Genomic DNA, 15,605 nt, shown 5'->3' with positions numbered 1-15,605 from the left:
CGCGCCGGACCCATGTCCTCATGCCTTGTGAAGCCGGATGTCAGAAATTACCGCAAGCAATGTCCTCGAACCTGCTGCCTCAGCCCATTATGACTCCGCGCGCGGCAACCTTGCGAGGCTGGCGATTGCGCAGGCGCTCGGCGGCGCGAATTCCGCTGTTGTCTATTCCACCGGAGCGATCGTCGGCAATACGCTCGCGCCCACCCCGGCACTCGCCACAATGCCGATATCGATGTTCGTCGTCGGAATGGCGCTCTCGACACTGCCCGCAGGCGCGATCGCGCAACGTTACGGTCGTCGTACGGCTTTTTTGGTCGGGACAAGCTGCGGTGTGCTCGTCGGTGTTCTGGCGGCGATCGCGGTGGTGGTCGGTTCCTTCTGGCTCTATTGCGCCGCGACGCTCTTTGGGGGCGTCTACGCCGCAGTGGTACTTTCCTTCCGCTTCGCGGCGGCCGACTGCGTTCCGGCTGAACGGCGCCCACGTGCATTGTCTCTCGTCATGGCCGGAGGTGTTCTGGCCGGCGTGATCGGGCCGCAGCTTGTCAATCACACCATGTATCTCTGGATGCCCTACATGTTCGCGGCGAGCTACCTTGCCCAGGCTGCAGTGGCGGCACTCTCGGCGCTGCTTTTGATCGGAGTTCGGCTTCCGACGCCGACTAAGGTGGAGGCCGCGGGCGGCCGCCCCCTTGGTGTTATCGCCCGGCAGCCACGCTTCATCACGGCTGTGATCTGCGGGGTCGTCTCCTACCTGCTCATGAACTTCCTAATGACCGCGGCACCCTTGGCAATGCAGCTCTGCGGTCTGAGCCAAGAGTCCTCCAACCTCGCCATTCAGTGGCACGTGGTTGCCATGTATGCCCCGAGCTTCTTCACCGGGCGCCTGATCACGCGCTTCGGTGCACCCCGCGTGGTCATGACGGGCCTGGTGTTGACGGGCATCTCCGCGGCCGTCGGGCTGACGGGGGTGGATGTGGCGCATTTCTGGATCACCCTCATCGTGCTCGGTGTCGGCTGGAATTTCGGTTTCCTTGGTGCGTCGGCCTTGGTGCTCGAATGCCATCGTCCCGAGGAGAAGGCGCGCGTCCAGTCGCTCAACGACTTCGCCGTGTTCGGAATGATGACCCTCGGCTCGTTTCTTTCCGGGGGGCTGCTGACGGCCTACGGCTGGAACACCATCCTCGCGCTGTCCTTCATTCCCCTCGTGCTGGCCCTTCTCGCGCTTGGCGGGACTTATGTGCGCGGGTCGCGATGACTGCGATCCCCGCAACCTCAGCAACCGGATGAAACCCAGCAGGAGTGGTCGCAATGAAGATAACCAAAGTCGAGACCCTGGAAATCGACCTCTCTGGGCAGAATGGTATCGCACTCTGGCGTCCCATCTTCGCGGGCATCCACACCGATGAGGGCATCACCGGACTAGGCGAGGCTGCATTGGCTTTTGGCACGGCATCCGAAGCGGCCGGTCCGATGAAACGCAAGCTTGCCGAGCGTTTTGTGCTGGGCAATGACCCGAACGACACCGAGACCCTATGGGAGCACATGCTGCGCCATTCTTTCTGGGCGCAAGGCGGAGGGCCGGTGATCTTTGGCGCGATGAGCGCGCTCGATGCAGCGCTCTGGGAGATCAAGGGCAAGGCCGCCGGGCCACACCTTCTCGCTGAAATCGTGCAATCGCGACCTGTTCGAGGAAGACCTTCAGCCGGTTGACGGCCGGTTGAAGGTGCCGACCGCGCCGGGCTTCGGGATGAAGCTGAGGAAGGATGCGGAAGCGCGCATGGAAATAGCCGCGGTCAGTCTATGCGGCACTCAAAAACAGGAGGAATGAACAGAACACAGAAACAGCTTCAAATTCACGTTCGGTAACAAAACCAATGGGGAACGAAAATGAAGAAATCTCTATTCCTGCTAACACTTAGCGCAGTCGCTCTACTGTCCGGCACGGCAATGGCGGGCACGCTCGACGAGGTAAAGGCACGCGGCAAGCTCAACTGCGGCGTCAGTTCCGGTACGGCGGGTTTTTCCGCTCCCGATGCCAAGGGCGTCTGGCAGGGCTTCGACGTCGCATTCTGCCGGGCAGTGGCCGCGGCCGTGCTCGGCGACCCGATGAAGGTCGAGTTTGTTCCGACCACAGGCCAGACCCGCTTTACCGCCTTGGCTTCCGGCGAGATCGACGTGCTGTCGCGCGCGACGACCTGGACCTTTTCGCGTGACACCGACCTGAAGCTCACCTTCGCAGGCACCAACTTCTACGACGGGCAAGCCTTCATGGTGAAGAAGGAACTCGGCGTGTCCTCCGCCAAGGACCTCAACGGCGCCACCGTCTGCATCCAGTCCGGCACCACGACCGAGCTCAACCTGGCCGAATATTTCCGCATCAACAAGATGAGCTACGAGCCGGTGCCGGTTGATTCAAGCGCCGAAGGAGAGCGTCAGTATCAGGCGGGAGCGTGCGACGTTTATACCAGCGACGGCTCCAATCTCGCCTCCGTCCGCGCCAGCTTCAAGAACCCGCCGGACCACGTCATCCTGCCCGAAATCATCTCCAAGGAGCCGCTCGGGCCGATCGTCCGTCAGGGGGACGAGCAGTGGGCGGACATCGTGCACTGGACGCAGAATGCGCTGTTTGCCGCCGAGGAACTGGGCGTGACCAAGGCCAATGTGGACCAGCTTGCAGATGCCTCGGACGATCCGGAAATCAACCGCCTTCTCGGTAAGGAAGGCGATCTCGGCAAAATGCTGGGACTTGATGCCGACTGGGCCAGGCGCGCCATCGCGGCCGGCGGAAACTATGGCGAGATCTTCGCCGCCAACCTCGGAGACGACACGCCGATCCGTCTCACGCGCGGGCTCAATGCGCTCTGGACCAAGGGCGGTCTGATGTACTCCCAGCCGTTCCGGTGAGAACCCCATGAGGCGCGCGGCTTAAGGCCGCGCGCCTTTCCTGACGAAACGCGATGACAGCGCTCATTCCGCCCGAATTTCGCGCGGGCGAAGACTGTTGCGACGGACTTGCAGGGATTTCGCCAATGGCACACGCAATCACTTTTTCCACCCGCGAGCCGCACCGTGCTTTTCGTCTGAGCATGCTGCTCAACGATAGCCGCTACCGCTCCTACACGATCCAGATCTTCGTTCTGATGTGCCTCATGCTGGGGATCGCCTGGCTGGTGGACAACACGGTCCGCAATCTCGCGCTTCTAGGCAAGGATTTCTCCTTCTCGTTTCTATGGAGCACCGCCGGCTACGACATCAACCAGCGGCTCATCAACTACGACACCCAGATGACGCACGGCCGCGCAGCGCTCGTCGGGCTTTTGAATACGGTGGTCCTCGCGGTCCTGTCCTGTGCTCTGGCCACGATCATCGGCGTCGCTGCGGGCGTGTTGCGACTGTCCGGTAACCCGATCGTTGCGCGGTTGATGACGGTCTATGTTGAGGTCTTCCGCAATATTCCGCTGCTGCTCTGGATCCTGGTCTTCGGTGCGATCATGAGTGAAGCCGTGCCCGCGCCGAATGCGTTCAAGGGCGAGAATGCCACGGCCAGCATGATCTTCGGCGCAGTGGCCATTACCAATCGCGGCGTCTTCGTACCCGAGCCGCTGTTTACCCGCGACCTCGGGACGCTCAATCTCGGGATCATTCAGCCAAGCTTGAGCGTCGTCGCCATCGTCGTGGTCGTGATCTTGTGTTGGCTCGTCCATCGAGCACTGGTGCGGCATGCCGAACGGGTACAGAGCCAGACCGGCATCAGACCGGTGACCTGGTGGAAGACCATCACCGTCCTTTCCGGTCCGCCACTCCTGCTTCTCTGGGCGCTCGGCTTTCATCTCGGCTATCCCGAACTGCGCGGCTTTAATTTCCAGGGCGGGCTCCAGCTTCGCAATGCGCTGATCGCCATGTGGCTCGGGCTCGGTATCTATACCGGCGCCTTCATCGCCGAAAATGTGCGAGCAGGCATCCTTGCGATCTCCAAAGGCCAGTCGGAGGCCGCTCACGCCCTCGGCCTTCGGCCGGGGAAGACGATGCGGCTGGTGATCCTGCCGCAGGCGCTCCGGGTGATCGTGCCGCCGCTGATCTCGCAATACCTCAACATCACCAAGAACACCTCGCTGGGGTTGGCGGTGGGCTACATGGACCTGCGCTCGACGTTCGGCGGGATCACCATCAACCAGACCGGCCGCGAACTCGAGGGCATGCTGCTGCTCATGCTGATCTACCTATCGCTGAGCCTCACCATCTCCGGGTCGATGAACGTCTACAATGCCCGGGTCGGGCTGAAGGAGCGTTGATATGAGCGACCGAAACCTTACCTTTGTCCGCCGCGAGATGCTGCCTGCCCGCGAGCCGCCTACCAACCACTTTGGCATTGTGAAGCTTTTGCGGGAGAAGCTGTTTAACAACTGGCTTAGTGCGCTCCTGACCGTGGCGTCGCTGATCGCGCTGGTCTGGATCGCGCGGTCGTTATCGCCATGGCTCTTCAACTCCGTCTGGAGCGCGAACTCGCTTAGTGAGTGCCGCCAGATCCTGGGTGGCGCGGAGGGCGCGTGCCTTGCGGTCATCCGTGATCGCTGGACGCAGCTTCTGTTCGGCTTTTATCCGCCGGCCCAGTATTGGCGGCCGGTGCTTGCTTTCGTCCTGATGCTCGTGGCGATGGCGCCTATCCTCTTCCCGCCCGTGCCGCGCAGGCTGCTCTGGTTCAGCGCCGTGTTCCCAGGCCTCGCGTACTGGCTGATCTGGGGCGGGACGCTCTGGCTTCCCGTCTCGGCCTACGCTGGATTTACCGTCGGCGGAATCGTCTTGCGGCTCACGACGCGGCTCGGAAGCGGCGTTGCCGTCGGGCTGGCATTCGCCGGGGCGCTCGCCTGGTGGTTCTTGGCCTCCGGCCCGGTCACGACGGTGCTCGAGCAGCTCCTTCCGCTGTCGCTCCCCGCCGTCACCTCGCGCGAGATGGGCGGCTTCCTGCTGTCGATCGTCATCGGGGTCACCGGGATCTCGTTATCGCTGCCGCTCGGCATCGTTCTGGCACTGGGACGACGCTCGACAATGCCGCTCGTGAAAACCGTCAGCGTTGTGTTCATCGAGTTCATCCGCGGCGTGCCGCTGATCACGCTCCTCTTCACAGCCTCGCTGCTGCTCAACTACTTCCTGCCGCCGGGGACGAACTTCGACCTGATCCTGAGGGTGATCATCATGGTGACCCTGTTCGCCACCGCCTATATGGCCGAGGTGATCCGCGGCGGTCTGGCAGCCCTGCCGAGGGGCCAGTACGAGGCGGCCGAAGCACTGGGGCTGGACTACTGGAAGGCGCAGCGGCTCGTGATCATGCCGCAAGCGCTCAAGATATCGATCCCCGGGATAGTCAATTCCTTCATCGGCCTCTTCAAGGACACGACCCTCGTTGTGTTCATTGGCCTCCTGGACCCGATCGCGCTTTCCAATTCGATCCGGGCGACGACCGATTGGCAGGGGATCTATTGGGAGCTCTTCATCTTCATCGGAGGGCTTTTCTTCATCTTCTGCTTCTCCATGTCGCGCTACTCGATGCATCTCGAGCGCCGCCTGAAAACCGACCACCGTTAAGGAGGCCCACCTGATGGAACTCAATTTAGAAACCGAGATCGACCGCAGCCGCATGAGGGTGTCCGAGGAGGTCGCGATCCGGATCGAGGACATGAACAAGTGGTACGGGACCTACCACGTACTACGCGACATCAACCTTACTGTGAGACGCGGCGAGCGCATCGTCATCGCCGGTCCGTCGGGATCGGGGAAATCGACGATGATCCGCTGCATCAACCGCCTTGAGGAACATCAGGCGGGCAAGATCGTGGTGGACGGGATCGAGCTGTCATCGGACCTCAAAAACATCGACAAGGTGCGCTCGGAGGTGGGCATGGTGTTCCAGCACTTCAACCTGTTCCCGCATCTGACGATCCTCGAGAACTGTACGCTCGCCCCCATCTGGGTGCGCGAGATCCCCAGGAGGGAAGCGATCGAGACGGCAATGCACTTCCTGGAAAAGGTCAAGATCCCCGAGCAGGCCAACAAATACCCCGGCCAGCTCTCGGGCGGCCAGCAGCAGCGGGTGGCCATCGCCCGTTCGCTCTGCATGAAGCCACGGATCATGCTCTTTGACGAGCCAACCTCCGCGCTCGACCCCGAGATGATTAAGGAGGTGCTGGACACGATGATCGAGCTCGCAGAGGAGGGGATGACCATGCTCTGTGTCACGCACGAGATGGGGTTCGCGCAAGCCGTGGCCAATCGCGTGATCTTTATGGATCAGGGACAGATCGTCGAAGAGAACAATCCGCACGACTTCTTCAACAACCCGCAATCCGAGCGCACACGGCTGTTCCTGAGCCAGATCCTCCGCCACTGAGGCGACGCCTTGCCCAGCGCTCCCACAGTTTTCAGACGAGGTACTCATGAATATGCATGCTCAGGTGATCAACTTTGACGAGGCGACCGACCGTCGCGGTTCGAACTCGCTCAAATGGGACAGCGCGAGGTTCTTCCTTCCGGCGGAAGCGGCGGCTGCCAATCCCCTGCCGATGTGGGTTGCCGACATGGACTTTCGCGCACCCCAATGTGTGAGCGATGCGCTTGTCGAGACTGCGCAGCATGGTGTCTTCGGCTATTCCTTCGGCGCGCGTGACAGCTATATTGCCGCCGTGACCGGCTGGCAGCAGCGTCGCTTCGGCTGGGAGGTCGCGCCCGATTGGGTGGTGCCGGTCTCCGGCGTGATCACCGCGCTCAAGACCATCGTGCAAGCCTTTTCGGCTCCCGGCGATACCGTTCTGATCCAGCCGCCGGTCTATGCGCATTTCCACGACGACGTTCTCATCAATGGGCGGTTTCCCGCGCGTGCGCCGCTCACCCGGACCGAGACTGGCTACCGCTATGATGCCGCCGTGTTCGAGGCCGCGATCCGTCCGAACACGAAGATCTTCATCCTCTCGAACCCGCACAACCCGACCGGCAATGTCTGGACCGAAGACGAACTGCGCAGCATGGGCGAAATCTGCGCCCGTCACGGAATTCTCGTCGTCTCCGACGAGATCCACCAGGACCTGGTCATGAATCCCGCCTGCCGGCATGTGCCGTTCGCCAGCCTGTCCGAGGCGTTCGCCAAAAATTCGATCACCTGCACCGCGCCCTCGAAGACCTTCAACCTGCCGGGCTTGCAGTGCGCGAATGCCTTCATCCCCAATCCGCGTCTACGCGCGGAATTCCAGCGCCAGCTGGAACGCAACCTTTATCCTCGTGTGAACTCAATGGGCATGGTTGCGGCCGAAGCCGCCTATATCCACGGGGAGGCATGGCTTGATAGCCTTATCACCTACGTCCGCGCCAACCACGCCCATTTCGCAGCCGAGATCAACGGGTGGAATGCGGGGCTCACTGTGCTTCCGGCGGACGCGCTTTATCTCGCATGGATGGATTGCCGGGCGTTGGGTCTGGATGCCGAAGCACTGGAAAGATTCATGCTGACCGAGGCGCGGCTCTGGCTCGACAAGGGGCAGAAGTTCGGCATGGAGGGCCACGGTTACATGCGCGTGAACCTCGGCTGCGCCCGGGCAACGGTCGACGAGGCGATTGTCCGGCTAAAGGCTGCAGTTTGCAGGATTTCCGGTGACTAGGACTGAATTGCGGCGTTCGTTAAGGTCAGCATCGACAGCCTGTCTGCGCCTTCCAGGCATGCATCTCTTGTTCGGGCCGATGCTTAGATCCCAAGAGTTACAGCGCCATGCGGCCGAGACCGACCGCTCCTCAGTTGCTTCGCGAGTACTGACCGTGGTTATGCCGTGAATGCGCTTGCTGGCAGTCTGTTCAAGACGCGGAGCGGCAATCGGTCAATCTCGGAGTGCCGCCTTCAACGCCCAACCGAATCCGGGCCTTACAGAGCTGACATGATCCTTTCCGGTGATGACGATCGAGGAGATTTGAAGGCCTTCGTAACGGCGTGCTTGGAGTCGCTCTTCGAATTTCTGCATCCCTGAGATCATGTCGCGGGTTCTTCCCTTTCTTGCAGGATCATAACGTGCGGTCTCCAGCCCTCCGACATAGAGGAAAACGGTCGCTGGAAGCTGCCGGTTTGTCTCAGCGTAGCGCGCCTCTAGATCGTATATCGCTTCGTTCGCGAACCAGAAGGACGGACTTCCAAGGACATAGGTCTTGAAGAGCGAGGGCTCCGTCAGCAGGATGTGCGCGCCAAAAAGACCGCCATATGAGTGCCCCCAGAAAATGCGGTTCGTGGGGGCCACACGGTAGTGGTCCTCGACATACCGGAGGACGACATCACGAAGATAGCGTTGATAGGCGGCGGCGCCCCCATAGAGTTTTCCCCCCTTCGGGAGCGCCGCAGGTGTGTAGTCGCGACGTCTGCTGTCCTGAAGATCATCGCCGAGCGCATAGGAGAGACCAACGATGATCGATTGCCTAATGGCCTTGCTGTTCTCGAGCGTGCGGGCATCGCACTTGAGCTTCGAAAACGCCCGGCCGCCATCCGCAATGATTACCAGGGGATAGGATCTATCGGAGTTCATCGCATAGTCTGCGGGCAGGCTGACATAGATCTCATATTGACGGCCCGAAACGGGGTCCGGCAAACGCACCTTCAGCTCATCGCCCTTCGGACAAAGTGGCCCGGCCTCCGACCTCATGGAGAACAGGAATATCGCAGCGGCCATCATTGCCCCAGTGGCAAACGCAACGCGGTTATATCTCATGAATGGAATTCGCACTTGTCTTGATTGGCCAAAAAATCGAATTGCCCCGGCGGCGCGCTGTTGGACGCAGGCACAGGGCGCTTATGCTATTGGGACCCAGATCTTGCAGAACGGGATGCGCGATTTTCCGCTACTATTTTTCCACCATGCCGGCGACGCGGTCATCCGCATGTGGTGACCGTCTCTACGAGATCCCAGCTGCGGCTCTCAACCGGGAATCTGCAATACGTCCGGGTGCTGAAGTGGTGCTTCCTTGATCCAGATCTCAGCGCCCTCAGGTCCGGTCGTCGCCTTAAGCGGCTCGCCTGCGGGCAGCCGGCCCCAGCTCTGCGGCTCCAGTTGTTCGGCGCCAATTACGAGGCTGCCGGAAAGCAGCAGGAATTCGAGACCACGCTGATTTTCGATCGTAATGGCGGAATCGGGCCGCCATTCCTCGATTGAAACGCGTTCCTTCCCGTCGTCGAAAAGGATACGCGCGGCGTCGGCCCCGTCGCGCAACGGCGCTGCCTCACCCTCGCCGGGCTGGCGAACGATCTGCGCATCGTCGCCCTCACGATATTGCCAGAGACGCACGAAGATTGTGCAGCCGTCTTTCGCCGCCGGCACATGCGAGGTGCCGGGCGGGTTACGGAAATAGCAACCCGCCGGATAGTCGCCATGCTCGTCCTGGAACGTGCCCTCAAGCACGAGGATTTCCTCGCCGCCGCTATGGACATGGCGCGGAAACATGCTTCCCGGCGCGTAGCGGACAATCGTGGTCGCGCGCGCCATCTCGCCGCCGATGCGGTAAAGCATGCGGCGATCTACGCCTGCGGAGGGACTGGGAATCCAGTCGAGTTTTGCCGAGTGAACGATCACCGGTTTCGTCAGGTCTTCATTAATGCGCATCGGTCTGGTCTCCCATCGTGAGCACGATCCGGAATTTCGCGTCACCGGACCTCATTTTTTGAACTGCGTCTTCAGCCCGCGCCAGCGGCATGGTCTCGATCATCGGTCGCACGCCCGTCAGAACGCTGAAATCCAACGTTTTCTCGTTCTCGTAGGGAGAGCCCGTGATCGATCCGACTATGCTGCGTTCGGCCCCTACAAGGGATCGCGTCGAAACGGGCAGCGGATCCTTGCCGACTCCGAGCACGATCAAACGCCCCTCCGGAGCAAGCGCGGGCATCAACGCGCTAACGGCCGTCGGATTGGCGGTCGTGGTCAGGATCGCTTTGGCACCGCCCATCGCGTTGATTGCATCGGCAGGGTTTTCCACGTAGGTGTCGATGTATCGATGTGCTCCAAGCCTCGCGGCGTCCGCGGCGATATCCTCGCCGCGGCCTACTGCGATCACCCGAAATCCCATCTTGCGGGCGTACTGCAGCGCCATGTGGCCGAGACCGCCAATGCCAAGAACGGCAACGGTATCGCCGGGCTCGGCGCCGGATTTCTTCAGCGCGTTGAACGTGGCAATGCCGGCGCAGAGGATGGGCGCGGCCTCCTCGGACGACAGTTCGTCCGGAATGGAGACAAGCCCTGTTGCTCGCGCGATCATTATCTCGGCATAGCCACCATCGCAGGAGGATCCGACAATGGGCTGATTGCGGCAGAGGTTGAAACGGCCTCGGCGGCATTCGGTGCATTCGTTGCAATGGCCGCCGAGACGACCGACTCCGACGCGCTGTCCGACCTTCCAGATAGACGGCGTGTTTGCACCAATGGCAACGATGCGGCCGACCACTTCGTGACCGGGCACCCGCGGCTGCAGCGCCGGATCGGCATTGTCGATGTCGCTCGCATCCGCGCCACAGATGCCGCAGGCCTCAACGGCGATTAGCACTTCACCCGGGTTTGGAGCAGGCGTCTGTCGCTCAACCAGTTCAAGGTTGCCGGGCGTCTTCACCTGCATGGCTCGGTAGGTGGCCTTCATGGTTCTCAGTCCCTATGCCCGGGATACTTCGGACGACGGGGCGAACGCCTGTCGCTCGGACCTGCCCAGTCTGCTGATGATTTCGTTCGCCGTTCGAGTGGCGGCTTCAACCGCGCCGGCCAGGTAACCGGGTTCGCTCAGGCTGGTCTCGCTGCCAGCCAGCGAGATGTAATCCCGCCATTTTCCATTGACCCATGGCCGTCGATCGGAACTGGGATGGCCGCCCGCCCTATCGTCGGCGGTCGCGGTCAAGGGGTCGTCCGTCCAGTCCTTGAACAATGTCGCGCGCGGGCTGGCGGCCTGCGGGCCGAACATCTGCGCGAGTTGCTGGACCGAAGCCGCGACGATCGCATCGCGTCCGACGGCTGCGCGTTGCTCGGCCGGAAGGCCGACGAAGCCGAACAGAGCAGCCCGGCCCGAAGCGGTTGTCGCATCGTGTATCTCTACCAGTGGGCCCACCAGGCTTTGCGCCGTGCCGGAGAGGCCGGCGTCGCGCCAGAATGGGCGGTCGTAGAGGGCGAAGAACTTTGCATGGGGCGCCATCCAGGTCGGAGTTCGCTGCCATCGCTCGGATGTCGCGAAGTCGAGCGAGGGGGAAAACAACACCTTTGCCTCGAGCAGACGCGGCGGCAGTGCGAACAAAACATGCGACGCCCGCTGCTTATGGGACGATCCGCTTCCATCGACATACTGCACAACGACCTCTTGGCCTTCGAGCGAGACATGTGTCACCCGCGCACTGAGCTGAATGCTTTGTGCGGGCAGGCTTTCGGCAAGCGCCGATATGATCGCGCCCGTGCCGCCGACGAGCCGCATGGACTGCGGGTCCTGTCGCATTCCGCGATAGCGCTGAGGGGCTTCGCGGGACATCCGCTGGAAGATCACGTCGCCATCGCTGTTCTGTTCGAAGTAGTGAAGCCCGAGAAGATGGACGAGGTCCCCCATAGCCGGCTGCAAGCCGGGCCAGAACCAGGACGGGCCCAGATCGAAGCCGTCGCCCGATGGCTCACCGGTGGCGTCGACGGACAGAATTCGGCCTCCCAGGCGATCTCGAGCCTCAAGAAGCTTGAAGCCGACACCGGCTCGATGGAGGAGACTGGCTGCGGTCAGGCCCGCAAGCCCGCCGCCAACGATCAGAATGATTTGTGACACAGATGAGCTCATTGCAAAGATGAAGGGCCGGCGATCCGACCCGTTCCCTGTGGCTTAGGCCACGGCGTAGATGCGGATTTCCGGTGAGGCTGCCAGAAGCGGCTTCAGCCCGGCCAAAACATCATCGGTGAACAGTGCGCTCTCGAGATAGGCCTTTGCGTCCTCGACGCTGTTGAAACCATGGAGAACCTGAACGTCGTCGTCGCGGATGAGTAGCTCTTTGGATGTCGCGCCAGCGATCTGCGACAGAAACGGCTCCTTGTACTTCTGATAGACGCCTGCGGCAGCGCGGCGGTTCTCAGCAGCGATCTGCATCGTGATTTCAAGATAAGCCATGATCATCCTCTCTAGCGTCGCCTAGCATAAGTTGCCCACGTGGTCAGTGGACTCCTCAATGAGGAGCCGTCCCGGTGGAGATTTTCCAGTGCAAGCACGTGCGCCATGGACACTTGAAATGCCGCTGAGAGCCTGCCTTGACAAATGAGAGTTTCTTGCCTGCGGCAAAGAAAAACTTCGCCGGGCTTTCTCCAGGGACTCTGAGATATGCTAACTGATGCTCAAATCAGGACCGAAGGGACGTCGCCTCATCGATCAGCCAATCCCGGAACGCCCGGAGTTTCGGAAGCGACGAATATTCCGCCCGATAAACGACATAGTAGGCCAACTTCGAAGGCACTTTGACTTCGGGGAACAGACGCAGGATTCGCCCCGCCGCCAGATCATCGTTCGCCAGAATGCTGCGTGCCAGAGCCACGCCTCGCCCCTCGATCGCGGCCTGAAGCACCGCCGCTGAATTGTCGATCCTCATCCCTCTCTGCGGTTGCCCCTCAGGCACACCGGCAGCTTGCAGCCACATGTCCCAGGTGACGAAACCGATCGCGGGGTCGACAGAGAGATCGTGGATGAGTGTGGTTCGCGTGAGATCTGCGGGCTCGGTCAAATTGGCCAGATCGGAGTAGGTAGGGGAGCAGACGGGAAAGATTTCCTCCTCCATCAGCTTCTCTGCAACGAGACCCGGCCAAGAGCCTTCTCCGTAGCGCACACCGACGTCGATACCATGCGCCTTATAGTCGACGAGCCTCAAGCTTGTTTCGAGCCGGATATCTGTTTCCGGGCACCTCGCTTGGAAGCGATCGATGCGCGGTAGCAGCCATTTGGCGGCGAAAGCGGGACTGACGGTAACGTTCAGAATGCCGCTCGTTGTCAATTCTCGAAGCCGGTCCAGTCCAATCCCGAGGAGATCGAGTCCCGCTCGGATATCCGGAAGCGCGCGCTCGGCGCTTTCGGTTAAAGTGAGTCTGGTTTTCCCGGTAGCGCTACGCTGAAATAGTGGCATTCCCAGCCAATCCTCGAGCCCCCGCACCATCTGCCCAACCGCCGCTGCTGTCACACTGAGCTCATCGGCAGCGCCCGAAAAGCTGCCGTGACGCGCGCTAGCTTCAAACGCGCGCAGAGCATTGAGATATACTGGCGACTTCCTGTTCATTCTGATCACCCGCTCGGAACGGCCGTCGCGACCATTTGCGGTCGAAAGTAGCATCTCCGCCAGCGGCTTGCTCCGTCGAGCGTATTGCCGTCGATGGCCAGCATACGCCACCGCCGAACTACCGCGAGCCTTGGAACATCGGCATCCCCGACCAACTTGCGTGACCTTGTGGCAACGCGGGCATCAGCATGCGAAGGGGGATCGTCAGGCTGCAAGCAGGGCGTGCCAGCGCGTGTCGCGCGGCGATGGACGTCGGTGCAGGCGGCGGTCGAGCAGCTCACGGGCTTTCACAGCCTCACCGCTACGCATCAGGGCCAGGAGGAGCATGTCCTCGACTAACTCGCGCTGGGCGCCACTGCCGCCGATGCGCACGACCTCGGCCGCAATCGGCTCCAGGGTGCGGGCGCAGCCTGCGTAGTCCTCATTCGCGAAGGACAAGGCAGCGCGGCAGATCGCCGGCACGACTGGCCCCGCGGCCAGGGCTCCTGCCTCGAGCAAGTCCGTCAACGCCTGCACCCGCTGCTCGACCGCAGCCCTGTCGCCGACCGCGGCCGCGATCAGGGCCATGTGGACATCCGCGAAAGCGAAGCCGGCCTTCTGGAAATATTCGCCGGAATAGGCTGCTGCCGCCGCCCACAGTCCCGCCGGCACCGTGTGGCCGTATGCCTGGAGCCGCCATAGGAAGGAGGCAGTATCGCTGACCACGTTGACTGGCATTCCGGCCGTAGCCGAAGGCTGAATGTAATCCGCGTAGATCGCGAGAGCGCTCTCCGGATCACCTCGCTCCAGGGCGCCCAATGCCGAGTGCCAGGCGATGTGACCGTGGAGGATGCCGGTGCGGTCGTAGCGAGGCAGCCAGTCTGCGATCAGCCTCTCGGCCTCCTCGCCCGCGCCGCCCTCGTACATCGCATGCGAAAGCGCATGCGCCGCGTTCGCGTTTTCGGTCCGCAGATCATAGCCGCGTTGCGTGAGCGCTCGACCGAGCGTCACGTTGCCATTCTCGGCATGGGCCCAGCCCCGGTAGGTGAGGAACCACCAATCATCGGCGTCGAAGTGCCGCGCGTGGCGCTCACAGAGATCCACGCGCGCCTGGTCGTGATCCGCCATCCCCGAGAAGGCGAGGAGTCCGAAGGCACCGAGCGGCAGCGAGAGAATCAGGATGTCGCGGGGCCAAGCGTCGGCGTGCGCGAGCGCCCGCTCCAACGCTTTGGCGGGCTGACCATTGATGGCGAGGGAAAGGACCTCCACATGGCTCCGCTCCCGCTCGGTTCCGCGCCGGGCAACGATCTCCTCCGCCGCTGCGATCCGCGCCTTGGCCGAGGCAAGCTCAGTACGGATGGCGTGCAGACGCGCGCGCGCCGCGTGAGCGAGAGCGAAGTCGGGGTCAGCCGCGATTGCCTCCTCCAGGATTTCCGCGGCGCCGGGCCAAGTGGAGAGGAGCAGATCGACCCCATGTCGGTAGCGCTCGGCCGCGAGGTCCGACGTCGTCGAGAGGGGAAGGCCGCGGCTGTCGAGGTGGGTCATGGCAGGTTCCTCATTCCAGGATCGGACACGCATCGCATTATGGCGGTTATACCGGATTGCGAATTGTCTGTATTTCGACAAACTGACAAACTATGTAGAGTAGTGACAAGCTGGGTACCGACGTGGACGGGTCACCGCCGCTTCAGCTTCGCGAATTGCGGTGAACGTTCGCGTGGAAACGCTAACGTCCTGTCCATTTGCGCCGAAACGGAACCTCGCCCCGGCCGCCGCGCGCCTTTGCGTCGGTCGCTTCTCCAATTGAGATGGAGGTCGGGCGAGGCTGCGCTCGGAAAGCATTCAAGTTGATCAATTTGCATCGCGCACCGATGCATGCGACCGTTAAACGGCGCAAAATCACTCTCAATGACGAGGACCTGGCTTGTTCAAGGCGCTTGCTTTTGGATGCTGAGGCGAGGGCCGGCGGACCGGCCCTCGTTAGCCTTTGATACTCTTTCGGCAGGGCGGCGATCGTGTCGAAGACACGGGCCGTATAGGTCAGCGCTCCGCCGGCGTTGAGGCCAATCGCGGAGGCAGATCAGCGGTGAACCCGTACCGCGTCGCCATCGTCAGCAAGGATCAGTGCGGGATACCCGAGAGCCGCCACCCCGGCCCCTCTGAACGAGCTTTCCTCTTACCTCGCCGACCAGCCATCTTCCTTCGGGGCCGGCGAGTTGATGGTGGTTTGCCCGGTCTGGCGCGAGAGTTCCGGAAGTTGCGAGATGATTATCAACGTTCATACACATAGCCCGTAGACGATCAGCTTCGATGTCGGTTACGAATGGTCGGCAATGCCAGG

Annotated in this window: 14 protein-coding genes; 7 read left to right on the top strand and 7 right to left on the bottom strand. The window is 61.8% G+C overall.

Translation table 11 applies throughout. The features are described from left to right. The first annotated feature begins 37 nt into the window (after nucleotides 1–37). From AYK65_RS19115 to AYK65_RS19085, 7 genes are all read left to right on the top strand, one after another. On the top strand, nucleotides 38–1,255 hold the full coding sequence (locus tag AYK65_RS19115; RefSeq protein WP_139793244.1) for an MFS transporter: 1,218 nt from the start codon (nucleotides 38–40) through the stop codon (nucleotides 1,253–1,255). A 53-nt stretch (nucleotides 1,256–1,308) separates the two neighbouring features. Beyond that, nucleotides 1,309–1,710, top strand: coding sequence for an enolase-like domain-containing protein (locus AYK65_RS19110; RefSeq protein ID WP_081159588.1), 402 nt, complete (start codon nucleotides 1,309–1,311; stop codon nucleotides 1,708–1,710). Nucleotides 1,711–1,887: 177 nt separating this feature from the next. Beyond that, nucleotides 1,888–2,904, top strand: coding sequence for an amino acid ABC transporter substrate-binding protein (locus AYK65_RS19105; protein ID WP_081159585.1), 1,017 nt, complete (start codon nucleotides 1,888–1,890; stop codon nucleotides 2,902–2,904). Between the two features lie 125 nt (nucleotides 2,905–3,029). Beyond that, nucleotides 3,030–4,292, top strand: coding sequence for an amino acid ABC transporter permease (locus AYK65_RS19100; protein ID WP_139793243.1), 1,263 nt, complete (start codon nucleotides 3,030–3,032; stop codon nucleotides 4,290–4,292). A gap of 1 nt (nucleotide 4,293) precedes the next feature. Further along, nucleotides 4,294–5,583: an ABC transporter permease subunit gene (locus AYK65_RS19095; RefSeq protein WP_081159582.1), complete on the top strand. Its 1,290-nt coding sequence runs from the start codon at nucleotides 4,294–4,296 to the stop codon at nucleotides 5,581–5,583. A 13-nt stretch (nucleotides 5,584–5,596) separates the two neighbouring features. After that, complete coding sequence (locus AYK65_RS19090; protein ID WP_139793242.1) at nucleotides 5,597–6,385, top strand: amino acid ABC transporter ATP-binding protein; 789 nt, start codon at nucleotides 5,597–5,599, stop codon at nucleotides 6,383–6,385. Nucleotides 6,386–6,431: 46 nt separating this feature from the next. Next, on the top strand, nucleotides 6,432–7,646 hold the full coding sequence (locus AYK65_RS19085) for a MalY/PatB family protein (RefSeq protein ID WP_081159577.1): 1,215 nt from the start codon (nucleotides 6,432–6,434) through the stop codon (nucleotides 7,644–7,646). A 213-nt stretch (nucleotides 7,647–7,859) separates the two neighbouring features. Here AYK65_RS19085 and AYK65_RS19080 read toward each other — a convergent pair whose 3' ends face one another. From AYK65_RS19080 to AYK65_RS19050, 7 genes are all read right to left on the bottom strand, one after another. After that, nucleotides 7,860–8,696 (bottom strand): alpha/beta hydrolase, encoded by an 837-nt coding sequence (locus tag AYK65_RS19080; RefSeq protein ID WP_172402025.1) that lies wholly within the window; start codon nucleotides 8,694–8,696, stop codon nucleotides 7,860–7,862. A 246-nt stretch (nucleotides 8,697–8,942) separates the two neighbouring features. Next, nucleotides 8,943–9,623 carry a cupin domain-containing protein gene (locus AYK65_RS19075; protein ID WP_081159573.1) on the bottom strand — a complete coding sequence of 227 codons (681 nt, stop codon included), beginning with the start codon at nucleotides 9,621–9,623 and terminating at the stop codon, nucleotides 8,943–8,945. Next, nucleotides 9,613–10,647, bottom strand: a complete 1,035-nt coding sequence (locus AYK65_RS19070) for an alcohol dehydrogenase (RefSeq protein WP_081159571.1) — start codon at nucleotides 10,645–10,647, stop codon at nucleotides 9,613–9,615. Before AYK65_RS19070 ends, AYK65_RS19075 begins: the two co-directional genes overlap by 11 nt. A 12-nt stretch (nucleotides 10,648–10,659) precedes the next feature. Then, on the bottom strand, nucleotides 10,660–11,811 hold the full coding sequence (locus AYK65_RS19065) for a flavin monoamine oxidase family protein (protein ID WP_081159568.1): 1,152 nt from the start codon (nucleotides 11,809–11,811) through the stop codon (nucleotides 10,660–10,662). A gap of 42 nt (nucleotides 11,812–11,853) precedes the next feature. Continuing rightward, on the bottom strand, nucleotides 11,854–12,135 hold the full coding sequence (locus tag AYK65_RS19060; protein ID WP_244560024.1) for a hypothetical protein: 282 nt from the start codon (nucleotides 12,133–12,135) through the stop codon (nucleotides 11,854–11,856). 226 nt (nucleotides 12,136–12,361) lie between these two features. After that, on the bottom strand, nucleotides 12,362–13,285 hold the full coding sequence (gene gcvA, locus AYK65_RS19055; protein ID WP_081160165.1) for a transcriptional regulator GcvA: 924 nt from the start codon (nucleotides 13,283–13,285) through the stop codon (nucleotides 12,362–12,364). 204 nt (nucleotides 13,286–13,489) lie between these two features. Beyond that, nucleotides 13,490–14,809, bottom strand: a complete 1,320-nt coding sequence (locus AYK65_RS19050; RefSeq protein WP_081159564.1) for a tetratricopeptide repeat protein — start codon at nucleotides 14,807–14,809, stop codon at nucleotides 13,490–13,492. Nucleotides 14,810–15,605: the final 796 nt, after the last annotated feature.

The organism is Ensifer aridi, assembly GCF_002078505.1.
Taxonomy (GTDB): domain Bacteria; phylum Pseudomonadota; class Alphaproteobacteria; order Rhizobiales; family Rhizobiaceae; genus Sinorhizobium; species Sinorhizobium aridi.
Note: the sequence above shows the minus strand (reverse complement) of the source record. Positions and strands in the feature narration are given on the sequence as shown.

Coding starts and splice junctions, on each gene's coding strand:
- AYK65_RS19115 (WP_139793244.1), top strand. CDS start 38: ATGTCAGAAATTACCGCAAGCAATGTCCTCGAACCTGCTGCCTCAGCC.
- AYK65_RS19110 (WP_081159588.1), top strand. CDS start 1,309: ATGAAGATAACCAAAGTCGAGACCCTGGAAATCGACCTCTCTGGGCAG.
- AYK65_RS19105 (WP_081159585.1), top strand. CDS start 1,888: ATGAAGAAATCTCTATTCCTGCTAACACTTAGCGCAGTCGCTCTACTG.
- AYK65_RS19100 (WP_139793243.1), top strand. CDS start 3,030: ATGGCACACGCAATCACTTTTTCCACCCGCGAGCCGCACCGTGCTTTT.
- AYK65_RS19095 (WP_081159582.1), top strand. CDS start 4,294: ATGAGCGACCGAAACCTTACCTTTGTCCGCCGCGAGATGCTGCCTGCC.
- AYK65_RS19090 (WP_139793242.1), top strand. CDS start 5,597: ATGGAACTCAATTTAGAAACCGAGATCGACCGCAGCCGCATGAGGGTG.
- AYK65_RS19085 (WP_081159577.1), top strand. CDS start 6,432: ATGAATATGCATGCTCAGGTGATCAACTTTGACGAGGCGACCGACCGT.
- AYK65_RS19080 (WP_172402025.1), bottom strand. CDS start 8,696: ATGGCCGCTGCGATATTCCTGTTCTCCATGAGGTCGGAGGCCGGGCCA.
- AYK65_RS19075 (WP_081159573.1), bottom strand. CDS start 9,623: ATGCGCATTAATGAAGACCTGACGAAACCGGTGATCGTTCACTCGGCA.
- AYK65_RS19070 (WP_081159571.1), bottom strand. CDS start 10,647: ATGAAGGCCACCTACCGAGCCATGCAGGTGAAGACGCCCGGCAACCTT.
- AYK65_RS19065 (WP_081159568.1), bottom strand. CDS start 11,811: ATGAGCTCATCTGTGTCACAAATCATTCTGATCGTTGGCGGCGGGCTT.
- AYK65_RS19060 (WP_244560024.1), bottom strand. CDS start 12,135: ATGGCTTATCTTGAAATCACGATGCAGATCGCTGCTGAGAACCGCCGC.
- gcvA (WP_081160165.1), bottom strand. CDS start 13,285: ATGAACAGGAAGTCGCCAGTATATCTCAATGCTCTGCGCGCGTTTGAA.
- AYK65_RS19050 (WP_081159564.1), bottom strand. CDS start 14,809: ATGACCCACCTCGACAGCCGCGGCCTTCCCCTCTCGACGACGTCGGAC.